Genomic DNA, 13,053 nt, shown 5'->3' with positions numbered 1-13,053 from the left:
CAATGGCACAAAGTCCCAGCGGTGTCGCGGTAGGTTGACGACCAGTATGTTAGGTGTCGCCCCCGAAGCGAAGGGACCGCCGGTGAAGGTCCACCACCTCAACTGCGGCACCATGAATGCATTTGGCATCGCTCTGTTATGCCACGTTCTGCTCGTCGAGACCGACGATGGATTGGTGCTGGTGGACACCGGCTTCGGTATCCAGGACTGCCTTGACCCCGGCCGGGTAGGTCTATTCCGTCATGTCCTGCGGCCGGCATTCTTGCAGGCCGAAACCGCGGCCCGCCAGATCGAACAGCTCGGCTACCGCACGTCCGACGTTCGACACATTGTGCTCACCCACTTCGACTTCGACCACATCGGCGGGATCGCCGACTTCCCCGAGGCTCACCTCCACGTCACCGCCGCCGAAGCCCGCGGTGCCATCCACGCCCCTTCGCTCCGCGAGCGACTGCGATATCGACGCGGACAGTGGGCCCACGGCCCGAAGCTGGTGGAGCACGGTCCCGACGGGGAACCCTGGCGCGGATTCGCATCGGCCAAACCCCTCGATTCCATCGGCACCGGTGTCGTTCTGGTGCCGATGCCCGGTCACACCCGCGGGCACGCCGCGGTAGCTGTCGATGCCGGTCACCGCTGGGTTTTGCACTGCGGCGACGCCTTCTATCATCGCGGCACCCTCGATGGCCGGTTCCGGGTGCCCTTCGTGATGCGGGCCGAGGAAAAGCTGTTGTCGTATAACCGCAACCAACTGCGCGACAACCAGGCCCGAATCGTCGAACTCCATCGACGCCACGACCCGGATCTACTCATCGTCTGCGCACACGATCCCGACCTCTATCAGCTTGCTCGCGATACGGCCTAGCCAGGCCACCCCCAGCTCGGCGCCGGATCGCAGCTCGCTAAATTCGAGTCGCTATGTCGTCGGAAGGAATCTCATGAACGCCCATGTCGAGCAGTTGGAGTTTCAGGCGGAGGCCCGGCAACTGCTGGATTTGATGGTCCACTCGGTCTACTCCAATAAGGACGCGTTTCTGCGGGAGTTGATCTCGAATGCCTCCGATGCGCTAGACAAGCTGCGGATTGAGGCGCTGCGGAACAAGGACCTGGAGGTCGACACCTCCGATCTGCACATCGAGATCGACGCAGACAAAGCTGCAAGGACTCTTACCGTTCGTGACAACGGCATCGGGATGGCGCGCGAGGAGGTGGTGGATCTGATTGGCACGCTGGCCAAGTCGGGCACCGCCGAGCTGCGCGCACAGCTGCGTGAGGCCAAGAACGCGGCCGCCTCCGAGGAACTGATCGGTCAGTTCGGCATCGGCTTCTACTCGTCGTTCATGGTGGCCGACAAGGTCCAACTGCTTACCCGCAAGGCTGGCGAGAGCGCGGCCACCAGATGGGAGTCCAGCGGTGAGGGCACCTACACCATCGAGTCCGTCGAGGATGCCCCCCAGGGCACGTCGGTCACCCTGCACCTCAAGCCGGAAGACGCCGAGGACGACCTGCACGACTACACCTCGGAATGGAAGATCCGTAACCTGGTCAAGAAATACTCCGACTTCATCGCCTGGCCCATCCGGATGGACGTCGAGCGCCGCACCCCAGCCTCCCAGGAAGAAGGGGGGGAAGGCGGCGAGGAGACCGTCACCATCGAAACCGAAACCCTCAACTCGATGAAGGCGCTGTGGGCGAGGCCCAAAGAAGAGGTGTCTGAGCAGGAGTACAAGGAGTTCTACAAACACGTCGCGCACGCCTGGGACGACCCGCTCGAGATCATCGCGATGAAGGCCGAGGGCACCTTCGAGTACCAGGCCCTGCTGTTCATCCCGTCTCATGCCCCGTTCGATCTGTTCGACCGGGACGCCCACGTCGGTATCCAGCTCTACGTCAAGCGGGTGTTCATCATGGGCGACTGCGACCAGCTCATGCCCGAGTACTTGCGTTTTGTCAAGGGTGTGGTCGACGCGCAGGACATGTCGCTCAACGTTTCTCGCGAAATCCTGCAGCAGGACCGGCAGATCAAGGCCATCCGCCGGCGGCTGACCAAGAAGGTGCTGTCCACGATCAAGGACGTGCAGTCCAGCCGGCCGGAGGACTACCGCACGTTCTGGACACAGTTCGGCAGGGTCCTCAAAGAGGGACTGCTGTCAGACATCGATAACCGGGAGACCCTGCTCGGTATTTCTTCGTTTGTCTCCACGTACAGCGAGGAGGAACCCACCACGCTGGCCGAATACGTCGAGCGCATGAAGGACGGTCAGCAACAGATCTTCTACGCCACCGGCGAGACGCGCCAACAACTGCTGAAGTCACCGCACCTGGAGGCGTTTAAGGCCAAGGGGTACGAAGTGCTGCTGCTCACCGACCCGGTCGACGAGGTCTGGGTGGGAATGGTGCCGGAGTTCGACGGCAAACCGCTGCAGTCGGTTGCCAAGGGCGAGGTGGACTTGAGTTCCGAAGAGGACACCAGCGAGGCCGAGCGCGAGGAGCGGCAGAAGGAATTTGCCGACCTGCTGACCTGGTTGCAGGAGACGTTGAGCGATCACGTCAAGGAGGTGCGGCTGTCCACCCGCCTGACCGAGTCACCGGCCTGTCTGATCACCGATGCCTTCGGGATGACACCCGCGCTCGCGCGCATCTACCGGGCTTCCGGCCAGGAGGTTCCGGTCGGCAAGCGGATACTTGAGCTCAACCCGAGCCATCCGTTGGTGACCGGCCTGCGCCAAGCCCACCAGGACCGCGCAGACGATGCCGAGAAATCATTGGCCGAAACCGCGGAATTACTTTACGGCACAGCGCTTCTCGCCGAAGGCGGCGCACTCGAGGATCCGGCGAGGTTCGCCGAGCTGCTGGCCGAACGTCTCGCGCGTACCTTGTAGCGAGCTCAACGACGGCTGACCTTCTCACGCACCATGTCGGTGAGGAAGCGGCCGGTGGAAACCGGGCGAAACGCCCGGGCGGCGTCGGTGAGCGCGTCGCGGGATTGCGCGCTGAGCTCGATGTCAGCGGCCGCGACGTTGAACTCGAGTTGCTCGACACTGGACGCTCCGGGAATGGCGACCACCCCCGGCAGGCTAATCAGCCAGGCCAGTGCCACCTGGGCGGGCTTGGCGTCGACGTCGACGGCGATGGCGCGCAACGTAGCCAGCAGCGGCTCTATCCGGCGCAGGTTCTCGGTGCCGAACAGCGGGTTCAACGCGCGCACGCCACCGGGACGATTCTCGAGTCCGTACTTGCCACCCAATAGTCCTTGCGCCAGCGGGCTGTAGGCGATCACGATGCGGTTCTCGAGCTCGGCGAACGGCACCAGATCTTCGAGCGCATCAGGGTGGGCGAGCGAGAAATGTACCTGGTTGCTGACGACTGGGCGCCCAAGCGCGGCGTCGGCCTTCCGCCATCGCGCCAGTGAGTAGTTGGAGACACCGGCCGCGCCAATGTCGCCGCTGTCCAGCAGGTCACGCATCCCCGGCATGATCACCGAATCGGGGACCACCGGGTTGGGCTGGTGGATCTGATACAGCGGGATACGGTTCAGCTGCAGCCGCCGCGCACTGGCGCGCTCGCGGTTCTTGATCACCGCCGGAAACGGCGCGACCGGGAAGACCTTGCTAGCCACCACCACCTCGGTGCGGTCGTCGCCGAGGGCCTCCCCGAGAATACGCTCGCTTTTGCCCAGGCCGTAGATCTCGGCGGTATCGAACAGCGTGACCCCCAAGGCGCGTGCGCGTTTGACAATGTCGCGGGCGGCGCCGGTGGCGTACCGGTCCCCATATCCCCATTCACGCGAGCCGAACTGCCAAGTGCCCAACCCGATCCGGCTGACCTGTCCGATTCCGTCGACGTCCAGATATTTCATGTCTGCCACCGTACCGAGGGGCTCGGCGCGGCGGCGACCGCGTCGCTCGACGGTGTAGCCGACCCCGAGCCGGTAATTTCGCAGACCGTTGGTCACTCGCGCTTTTGCTGCAGAAATTCAGTGTCACCGAATGTGGGCAGCTTGTCGGCGCCGCACCAGCCGGGTGCGCTACCAACCGCGAGTCTTCGCAGTCATCCCCGGTGCTTTGGTGTCCGGCCGCTCGCCTCCGCCATCCATTCCTTCTCGATACGGCCAATCTCAAGCGAAAGCACCATGAGAGTTGGGTTATCGCAACGGACTTCGTAAGCGGTACGGAACTTCGCTGCCTCCCCAGTGGTGGGCAGGTGCGGCCGCAAACCTTCGAACCACTCGTCGCCGACGACGTTGGGCGCATGGGTGTCCCGAGACCCGGCCTCCCATTGCCGGTAGGCGTTGCTGGCACTGCACAACCCAGACCGCCACACTCGCACCGCCTCGTAGCGCCGTGCTTGCAGATCGACGTTCATCTGCTGCCTACGGTCCTTGGCAGCCGCGACCCCCGGGACATACGCTTCCGCGATCGACTTCGCAATCCCCCCGATGCCCATGGCCGAGGCACCCACCACGGTGCCGAGCAGGCCCATCATCGCCATCTCCATCGCCATTCTGCCGATCCTTCGTCCGCAGCCGTCGCGGTTACGTTGCCTGCTGCCAGGAGAGCATGCGTTCGGCGAGTTCGGTTCCGCTGTCCTCCTGGATGAAGTGGCTGGCCTTGATGCGGGCGTGCGGCTGACCCGCCGCGCCGGGAATGTGCTTGATCAGCGGACCGTCCGCTTGCCCGAGTATCGGGTCGCGATAACCGAAGATGGCAAGGAACGGTTTGTCCCACCGGCCCAGGGCTTCCCATGCCGCGCGGTTGGCCGGTACCGCCGGATCGTCGGGTGAGGTCGGCACCAACCGTGGGAACGCCCGGGCGCCGGCTTGATACGTTTTGTCGGGGAAAGGTGCATCGTAGCCGGCTCGGACCCCGGCGGGAACCCTGTGGACGGTGCCGAAGTTCACCAGACGGCCAGCGGGAAGCACCGGAGAATAGCGCGCAAACGCCCGCCACACGTAGAAGGGGAGTGGGGTGCGCCCCTGCGCGGCGGGGAGAAACCCGTTGGCGACCACCAGCCGCGCGATCCGGTCACCGTGCTCGGCAGCGATGCGCAGACCGATCAATGACCCCCAGTCCTGCACGAAGAGCGTAACGTCGTGTAGGTCGAGATTCTCGAACCAGGACGTCACCCACTCGACGTGCCGCAGGTAGGTGTAGTCCTCGATGCGAGTCGGCTTGTCGGAGCGGCCGAAGCCGATCAGGTCGGGCGCGAGCACACGGTGCCCGGCGGCGGAGAGCGGCGGAATCATGGTTCGGTACAGATAACTCCAGGTGGGCTCGCCGTGCAGCAAGACGATCGGCGGACCGTCGCCCGGGCCCTCGTCGACGTAGTGCATTCGCAACGGCTGGGTGTCGCCGGCCGTCACATCGACATAGTGCGGTGCAAACGGGTAGCCCACCAGGTGTTCGAACCGGGAGTCTGGGGTGCGTAGGACATCCATGATCTGCTCCTCTCTGAGCTGTGCCACGTCGGAACCATTGTTGTGCAAAAGCGTCCGATATCCGCGCTCGCGTCGACTCAGTCGCCGCCGAGGTTAAGCGAAATCGGCGTAGGCCAAGTGGACGCCGCAGCTCAGGCACCTGAAGAGGTAGGCGGTCGCCAGCCCGTTTCGATCGAGCGTCAGGATGAATTCCTCGATTTTGTCGGCGGGCCAGTCGTAGCCGCGGTACTCATTGCGCAGCGCATCCAGGGCGTCAGGGAGGTCGGCCACCTCGCTGGCGCCCACCGGGCCAAGGAAGGCGGCGGCGTCCCCGCAGTGATGCAACCATTCCTCCTGCAGCCAGCCCGTGAACCCGGGTGTTCGGCACAGCACTTCCTCGGTCACGTCCTCTGGAACGTCGTCGGGCACCGCCCACATGGCGTCGGTGAACGTGGCATCGAAGCGACTCGCCGCACTGCCATCTGCGATACACCAAGGACAGATGGCCTCGTTAAGCTCCTCCTCCGCATACACCGGGCCGGTGTAGGTGTAGGGCCGACGTTGCTCGCAGCTCACGCAGCTCACCTCGTCGGCGACTATCGAGCCGGTGCCGACGGGATCGGGGTGATAACGAAATTGGGGCAGCTTCTGGGGGGTGGAGGTCTCTTCGACAGGCATCTCATGATCTTGCCCGCGCCCTGTTGTGCTCGCCAGCGGGGTGGGCAGACACGCATGGTTGGCCGACTGGTCCATGTGGCCGCCTTGATCGTCGCTGATCCGCACGGGCGGGCAAACGGCCTTCACGTTTCTGGGCGAAAACGCGATCAACGAGGCGCCTACGGTGTCAGACTTCCTTTGTCTACCGAATGCGGCCGCCGCGGGGTCGGCCGCATTGGCTGGGCACTGAAGGGCCGCCGAGCGGACAAGACCGTCACCCGAGGTGATCGTGTTGGCGCTAGCGGTTCTCTGGACGCGCTACCGGCGCTCGAGTAGTGACCGGCTCATCCGCGATACCGCCTCGATGAGAATGGCTCGGGAGGTCGCGAAGTTGATGCGCACATGCCCGGCACCGCCAATCCCGAAGACGTGACCAGAACTGAGCGCAACCCGCGCGTGGTCGAGGAACCAGCGGGCTGGCCCGGACAGATCTGACACCACCGCCAGGCCTTCGGTCATCTCGTCGCTAGCCGCGTCATCGAAGCCGAGTTCTCGGCAATCCAGCCACGCCAGGTAAGTACCCTGCGGCCATCGGTATTGCACCCCGGGAAGATGCTCGTCGACCAGAGCGCCTAGCAACGTTCGATTGTGGTCCAGACCGCGCAGCAGCGCGTCGAGCCAGTTGCCACCGGTCCTGAACGCCGCGGTGTGCGCGATGACACCCAGGTGGCTGGGGCCGTGACCGACCTCCTCGGGCATCCGAGCGAGGTCGGCCGCCGCCTCGCGACCGGCAATGGCCAGGGCTGCCTTGAGTCCGCCGAGATTCCACGCCTTGGAAGCCGACATTAGTGCGAATGCGTTTTCCGCACCGGGGACGCTCAGATAGGGCGTAAACCGCGCCCCGGACGGGATAAGAGGGGCATGAATCTCGTCGGACACCACCCGGACACCGAACCGTTGGGCGCGTTCCGCGATGCCGCGCAGTTCGTCGGCGGTGTGCACCGACCCCGTCGGGTTGTGCGGATTGCACAGGAGGTAGGCGACGTTGCCGCTCGAGCCACTTGAAGCACGCGCGCTCGAGAACGCTTCCTGCAGCGCGTCCAAATCGATCCGGCCGTCTCCCCGCAGCGGCGCTGGGATCACTCGCCGGCCGTCATGCGACACGAAAGCGTAGAACGGCGCATATACCGGGGAGTTGACGATCACAGGGTCACCGCGGTCGGTGATCAGACGCAGCACTTCGACGATGCCGAGCATGACGTCGGGAACGATGGCCGTGCGGCTCACTTCCAGGTCGTGCCATTGCCAACGTTGGCAAGCGAATTCGCGGACGGCTTCGGCATACTCCGTTCCATAGGGATATCCGGTGTCGCCGTCGTCGATAGCTCTACGGAGGGCATCGGCCACCGTCGGCGGAAGCTTCACGTCCATCTCCGCGACCCACAACGGCAAGACGTCGGCTGGGTGCGCACGCCACTTCATGCTCGTGCGTTGGCTTCGCAGTTGCTCGAGCGTTAGCTCCTCGAGTGGGTTAGGTATCACTCCGGCAGACTAGCCGTATCCGCGTCCCGCACCGGTCAACTGGTCTAGCCACACCGGGGAACATAGCCCGACCGGGGTTATCGACCAATCACGCTTGCACAGTTGGTCATAGTGAACCGCCCCGGTGAGTCCGGAGACTCTCTGATCTGAGACCTCAGCCGGCGGCTGGTCTCTGGCGTTGAGCGTAGTAGGCAGCCTCGAGTTCGACCGGCGGGACGTCGCCGCAGTACTGGTAGAGGCGGCGATGGTTGAACCAGTCGACCCAGCGCGCGGTGGCCAACTCGACATCCTCGATGGACCGCCAGGGCTTGCCGGGTTTGATCAGCTCGGTCTTGTATAGGCCGTTGATCGTCTCGGCTAGTGCATTGTCATAGGAGCTTCCGACCGCTCCGACCGACGGTTGGATGCCTGCCTCGGCGAGCCGCTCGCTGAACCGGATCGATGTGTACTGAGATCCCCTATCCGTATGGTGGATAACGTCTTTCAGGTCGAGTACGCCTTCTTGTTGGCGGGTCCAGATGGCTTGCTCGATCGCGTCGAGGACCATGGAGGTGGCCATCGTGGAAGCGACCCGCCAGCCCAGGATCCTGCGAGCGTAGGCGTCGGTGACAAAGGCCACGTAGGCGAACCCTGCCCAGGTCGACACATAGGTGAGGTCTGCTACCCACAGCCGGTTAGGTGCTGGTGGTCCGAAGCGGCGCTGGACGAGATCGGCGGGACGGGCTGTGGCCGGATCAGCGATCGTGGTCCTGCGGGCTTTGCCGCGGGTGGTCCCGGACAGGCCGAGTTTGGTCATCAGCCGTTCGACGGTGCATCTGGCCACCTCGATGCCCTCACGGTTCAGGGTTAGCCACACTTTGCGGGCACCGTAAACACCGTAGTTGGCGGCGTGGACGCGGCTGATGTGAGAGCTGGACCCCATCGGTTGGACAGGCCGCGGCGGTTCGTAGGTGGAGGGCTGCTGCTGGTTATGCCGCTTGCGGTAGCGACAGGGTCTGATGGTAGACCTCGTCAGGGGTACGGTGGTTCACACCCTGGTGACGTCGTCGGCTGTTGTAGAACTCGAAGTAGTCGCCGAGCCCTTTCTTGGCCTGGGTGCCGTTCTCATATGCCTTGAGGTAGACCTCCTCGTATTTGACGCTGCGCCAAAGCCGTTCGATGAATACGTTGTCCATCCACCGGCCCCGACCATCCATGCTGATGGTGATGCCGTGGCGGTTCAGCACCCCGGTGAATGCCTCGCTGGTGAACTGGGCGCCTTGGTCGGTGTTGAACATTTCCGGAGCGCCGTAGGCTTCGATCGCCGCGGTGAGGGCATCAATGCAGAAACTGGTGTCCATCGTGTTGGACAGCCGCCAGCACAGCACCTTGCGCGAGTACCAGTCCATGACTGCAACGAGGTACATGAAGCCGTGGGCCATCGGCAGATACGTCACGTCCGCGCACCACACCTGATTGGGCCGGTCGATTTTCAGCCCGCGCAGCAGGTACGGGTAGATCCGCTGCCCGAGCGCCGGGATCGTGGTCCGTCGCTTCGGATACAAAGCCGCCAGCCCCATGATGCGCATCAGGCGCACCACCTTCTTGCGATTGACCACCAAGCCGTCCTCGGCAAGGGCGTCGACGATGCGTCGACTGCCTAAAAACGGGTGGGTCAGGTGGATTTCATCGATCCTGCGCATCAGATCGATGTCGCCGGCCGGCGTCGGCTTGGGCTGGTAGTACACCGTTGAACGCGCCACATCCAGCAGCTCACACTGGCTGGTGACGGGCAACCTGTCGTCGCGGTCGATCATGGCACGCCTCACTTGGGGTCCAAGCGCGCGAGCCCGCGATCTAAAAAATCGCGCTCCATCGTCAGCTCACCGATCTTGGCGTGCAGCTCCTTGATCTTGGCCTCGCTATCGGCGACTAGCCCCGAGCCGGACCCGAACATGCCAGCAGCGCCTTCCAGCAGCTGCCGCTTCCACGCCGTGATCTGGTTCGGGTGCACATCGAAGTGCTGCGCCAATTGCGCCAACGTCTGCTCTTCGGTCAATGCCGCCAACGCCACCTTGGCCTTGAACTGCGGCGAATGATTCCTACGCTTGCGCCTTGCCATGAGATCCGCTCCTTCGACTGTTCAGCCATCATCGAAGCAGCCCCCACTTAACCCACTGTCCAAGAACACGGGTCCATCTCTGTGCTCCTTGAGTTCGCCATCGCGCAGCTCGCGGCGGCTGGGCTCCCGGTTGATGTGGTCGTAGTAGGTCGATGGGGCGATCGGCACACCCAGCTCGGTCAGCTGTGTGCAGATCGACTCGACACCCCACCGCAAACCATCGGGGCCCTCGCGGTGGCCCTGATGATCGGCGATGAACCGGGTAATTAGCGTGCTGGCCGGTCGAGCTCGGCCGCGAAGAAAGCCGACGCGGTCTTTAAAATCGCGTTCGCCCTTCGCAATTCGGCGTTGTCCCGCCGCAAGCGCTTCAGCTCAGCGGATTCTTCGGTCGTGGTCCCGGGCCGTGCGCCGGCATCGACCTGCGCCTGGCGCACCCACTTACGCACCGTCTCCGCGCAGCCAACACCAAGTAGACGGGCGACCTCACTGATCGCTGCCCACTCCGAATCGTGCTGACCGCGGATCTCTGCGACCATCCGCACCGCCCGCTCACGCAGCTCCGGCGGGTACCTCCTCGATGAACCACCTGACATGACCCCATCCTTTCCAAGAACTGGAGTCTCCGGACATGCCGGGGCGGTTCATAGAGCGGCTCGTTCCGCCGCGATGAAATAACGCCGAGGAATCGCTAGACGAAAAAAACGATAACAAATATTCGTCCGTCGCCGATGGTGCGCGAAAATCAGGGCCAAGCCCCAAATCGGCCACGGCTAAATGACAGAGAGTTCCGGCATCCATGTCAAATCACGATTTTTGGGGATAAGGGATTGTGGGCGCGCCTTTGCGGCACTGTCTTTTGGTGGCGGCCGCGTTGTCGCTGGGCTGTGGCGTGGCGGCGGCCGATCCCGGATACGTGGCAAATGTGATCCCGTGCGAACAGCGCACGCTGGTCTTGTCGGCGTTTCCGGCTGAGGCCGACGCGGTGCTGGCGCACACCGCGCTGGACGCCAACCCGGTGGTGGTCGCCGACCGTCGTCGCTATTACCTGGGCTCGATCAGCGGCAAGAAGGTGATTGTGGCGATGACCGGCATCGGCCTAGTGAACGCTACCAACACCACCGAGACCGCCTTCGCACGCTTTACCTGTGCTTCTTCCATTGCCATTGCCGCGGTGATGTTCTCGGGCGTCGCCGGTGGTGCCGGCCGCACCAGCATTGGGGACGTGGCAATACCAGCACGGTGGACCCTGGACAACGGGGCAACATTCCGTGGGGTCGATCCCGGCATGCTGGCTACTGCCCAGACGCTTTCTGTTGTACTGGACAACATCAACACGCTCGGCAATCCTGTCTGTCTGTGCAGGAACGTTCCGGTCGTCCGGTTGAACCACCTGGGGCGCCAGCCGCAACTGTTCGTCGGCGGTGACGGGTCTAGCTCCGACAAGAACAACGGCCAGGCTTTTCCTTGCATCCCGAACGGCGGCAGCGTTTTTGGCTGCCAACCCTGTAGTGCACCCGATCGCTCACTTGGCTATACCGGTAACTTTTTCCAGGCGGCGGGACCCTGGCTGAAGAACGCTCTGATCAGCAACCTGAACATCGTATCGACGGTGAACCCCGGCTTCGACGCGGTTGACCAGGAGACGGCAGCCGCGCAGGCGGTCGCCGATGCACACGGCGTCCCGTTCCTGGGAATTCGCGGTATGTCCGACGGGCCCGGCGACCCGCTGCATCTGCCGGGCTTCCCCGTCCAGTTCTTCGTTTACAAGCAGATTGCGGCCAACAACGCCGCCCGGGTCACCGAAGCCTTCCTGCAGAACTGGGCCGGCGTCTGACTATGCAGTGCCACGGCCGACGGGACGGGTCGGATCCGAACTCCACTCCGACCATGACCCTGGAAACAGCGCCGCATCCTGGCCGATCACTGCCAGTGCCGCGACGATGACAGCTGCGCTGACACCCGAGCCGCAGTAGACACCCACGCGGCCACCGTGATCGATGCCGTGGTCGGACAGCAGTGCGTTAAGGGCGCCATTGCCAAGGAACGTGCCGTCGTCGGCCAGGACACTACCGCTGGGAACGTTGATGGCGCCGGGGATGTGACCGGCAACCGCATCCACGGGCTCGACATCGCCGCGGAAACGTTCCGGTACGCGCGCATCGAGCAGCGTCACACCACCCGCACCGGCTTGCTGCGCCGTTAGGGTTAGCCGCTGTCCGGCATACAAATCATCGTGCAGCACAGTCACATTCCCGAGCTGCGGGCTGACCTGGCCGGTCTCGATGCTGCCGCCTGCGGACCGCCACGCGGGCAAGCCGCCGTCTAGAATGCGTACATTCGCGATCCCAGCCGCAGTTAACACCCACCACGCTCGCGCGGAACCGGCTCGATTCCAGTCGTCGTAGACCACGACCGGCACATCGTGTCGGATTCCGCATCGGCGGACGGTGGCTTGCAGACTAGCCCCCGACGGCAGCGGGTGCCGGCCCCGGCCGGCGATCGTATGATCGCTCAGTTCGTCCTCGAGTGACACAAATACCGCTCCCGGCAGGTGACCCTGTAGGTAGGCCGCATGCCCGTCAGGTTCATCAAGCCGCCAGCGCACATCCAGGATCGACACCGGATCGCCGGCCTGGATCATGCCAGCCAGTTCCGCGGCGGTGATCAGGACCTGACCACGGGCTTGCACCGGTCACCTCCGTGTTGCCTGCCAACGCGGCTAATTCCCTTGTCGCGCAATCAGTGTAGTCACGGACAGGTTACATGTACCCCGAACGGCAGCTCACGCATGCCGCTTTGGCCCGGGATCACCGCGTGACCCGTCCCGGTCAGTGTGTAACTCTTGCCCTGCCTGGTCGCTTCGACCTGAGTTGGGGACTGAACCGGCTGGTAGGGCATCTGGTAGTCGACGCTTCCGATTTTAAGGGAGATACCAAAACCATTGACGTCTGGGGGCGTGGAGTCGGACAGGGACAGTGTCACCGAGGCCGAATCGTCGTGTGCGTTAACCCGTGTGGTTTGAGTCCCCGACTCCGACGGCGTCGCCGTCCTTACCGCTGGCGAGGTGCGGCACTCGACCGCTCCGGAAATTGTGTGCGTATGTCCCTCTACCATGACGGTCGCGGCCGCGGGAGCTGACGGCGCACTGGGGGGAGAACCCGGCCCGCTGTGTGCGGAGCAGGCCGGCAGAGTTGCCCCGAGTGCCGACACGCCGAGCGCGGTAGCTCCGACAGCGATTCGAACGGTGTGGCGCGGATCAGTCAAGCCCGGCTCCCTCACTGGTAGGCGAGGAGAAATATAGGCGGATTGCCGCTCCGACACTAGCAAAATGCCATCA

12 protein-coding genes and 2 pseudogenes are annotated in these 13,053 nt (G+C 63.8%); 3 read left to right on the top strand and 11 right to left on the bottom strand.

Annotation, left to right across the window (positions count from 1 at the left end; translation table 11 throughout):
- Positions 1-82 precede the first annotated feature (82 nt).
- On the top strand, positions 83-865 hold the full coding sequence (locus MCAN_RS12190) for an MBL fold metallo-hydrolase (protein WP_003911838.1): 783 nt from the start codon (positions 83-85) through the stop codon (positions 863-865).
- A gap of 73 nt (positions 866-938) precedes the next feature.
- The gene (gene htpG, locus MCAN_RS12185; protein WP_003411855.1) at positions 939-2,882 is read left to right on the top strand and encodes a molecular chaperone HtpG; all 1,944 of its coding nucleotides are present in this window, start codon (positions 939-941) and stop codon (positions 2,880-2,882) included.
- Positions 2,883-2,887: 5 nt separating this feature from the next.
- On the opposite strand, the gene MCAN_RS12180 is transcribed toward htpG, so the two are convergent.
- The 9 genes and pseudogenes from MCAN_RS12180 to MCAN_RS24285 all read right to left on the bottom strand — a co-directional run.
- Entirely contained in the window at positions 2,888-3,859 is a 972-nt protein-coding gene (locus MCAN_RS12180; protein ID WP_003902161.1) for an aldo/keto reductase, read from the bottom strand.
- Between the two features lie 191 nt (positions 3,860-4,050).
- Complete coding sequence (locus MCAN_RS12175) at positions 4,051-4,503, bottom strand: hypothetical protein (RefSeq protein WP_014001210.1); 453 nt, start codon at positions 4,501-4,503, stop codon at positions 4,051-4,053.
- 31 nt (positions 4,504-4,534) lie between these two features.
- The gene (locus MCAN_RS12170) at positions 4,535-5,437 is read right to left on the bottom strand and encodes a haloalkane dehalogenase (protein WP_003411849.1); all 903 of its coding nucleotides are present in this window, start codon (positions 5,435-5,437) and stop codon (positions 4,535-4,537) included.
- 93 nt (positions 5,438-5,530) lie between these two features.
- Positions 5,531-6,169 carry a CbrC family protein gene (locus MCAN_RS12165; RefSeq protein WP_003899256.1) on the bottom strand — a complete coding sequence of 213 codons (639 nt, stop codon included), beginning with the start codon at positions 6,167-6,169 and terminating at the stop codon, positions 5,531-5,533.
- Between the two features lie 222 nt (positions 6,170-6,391).
- Positions 6,392-7,615 (bottom strand): MalY/PatB family protein, encoded by a 1,224-nt coding sequence (locus MCAN_RS12160; protein WP_003899255.1) that lies wholly within the window; start codon positions 7,613-7,615, stop codon positions 6,392-6,394.
- Between the two features lie 154 nt (positions 7,616-7,769).
- Positions 7,770-8,573 (bottom strand): annotated as a pseudogene (locus MCAN_RS12155) (IS3 family transposase); the annotation flags it as partial.
- A 10-nt stretch (positions 8,574-8,583) separates the two neighbouring features.
- Positions 8,584-9,716 (bottom strand): IS3 family transposase gene (locus tag MCAN_RS12150; protein ID WP_407635587.1). Its coding sequence is split into 2 segments (ribosomal slippage): positions 8,584-9,461 and positions 9,461-9,716, totalling 1,134 coding nucleotides; the frame shifts between segments, so codons are not numbered across the junction.
- A 21-nt stretch (positions 9,717-9,737) separates the two neighbouring features.
- Positions 9,738-9,932 (bottom strand): hypothetical protein, encoded by a 195-nt coding sequence (locus tag MCAN_RS24290; RefSeq protein WP_085979544.1) that lies wholly within the window; start codon positions 9,930-9,932, stop codon positions 9,738-9,740.
- Positions 9,933-9,994: 62 nt separating this feature from the next.
- A pseudogene (locus MCAN_RS24285) lies at positions 9,995-10,309 on the bottom strand (transposase); the annotation flags it as partial.
- A gap of 266 nt (positions 10,310-10,575) precedes the next feature.
- Here MCAN_RS24285 and MCAN_RS12130 point away from each other — a divergent pair.
- Complete coding sequence (locus MCAN_RS12130; RefSeq protein ID WP_003901369.1) at positions 10,576-11,550, top strand: 5'-methylthioadenosine/S-adenosylhomocysteine nucleosidase family protein; 975 nt, start codon at positions 10,576-10,578, stop codon at positions 11,548-11,550.
- Here the strand turns inward: MCAN_RS12130 and MCAN_RS12120 are convergent, their stop codons facing one another.
- Together MCAN_RS12120 and MCAN_RS12115 are read right to left on the bottom strand one after the other, a co-directional pair.
- A complete protein-coding gene (locus MCAN_RS12120; protein WP_003411722.1) occupies positions 11,551-12,405 on the bottom strand; it encodes a sulfurtransferase in 855 nt (284 codons plus the stop codon).
- 59 nt (positions 12,406-12,464) lie between these two features.
- On the bottom strand, positions 12,465-12,980 hold the full coding sequence (locus tag MCAN_RS12115; RefSeq protein WP_014001206.1) for a lipoprotein LpqH: 516 nt from the start codon (positions 12,978-12,980) through the stop codon (positions 12,465-12,467).
- Positions 12,981-13,053 lie beyond the last annotated feature (73 nt).

This window comes from Mycobacterium canetti CIPT 140010059 (assembly GCF_000253375.1).
Classification (GTDB): Bacteria; Actinomycetota; Actinomycetes; order Mycobacteriales; family Mycobacteriaceae; genus Mycobacterium; species Mycobacterium tuberculosis.
Note: the sequence above shows the minus strand (reverse complement) of the source record. Positions and strands in the feature narration are given on the sequence as shown.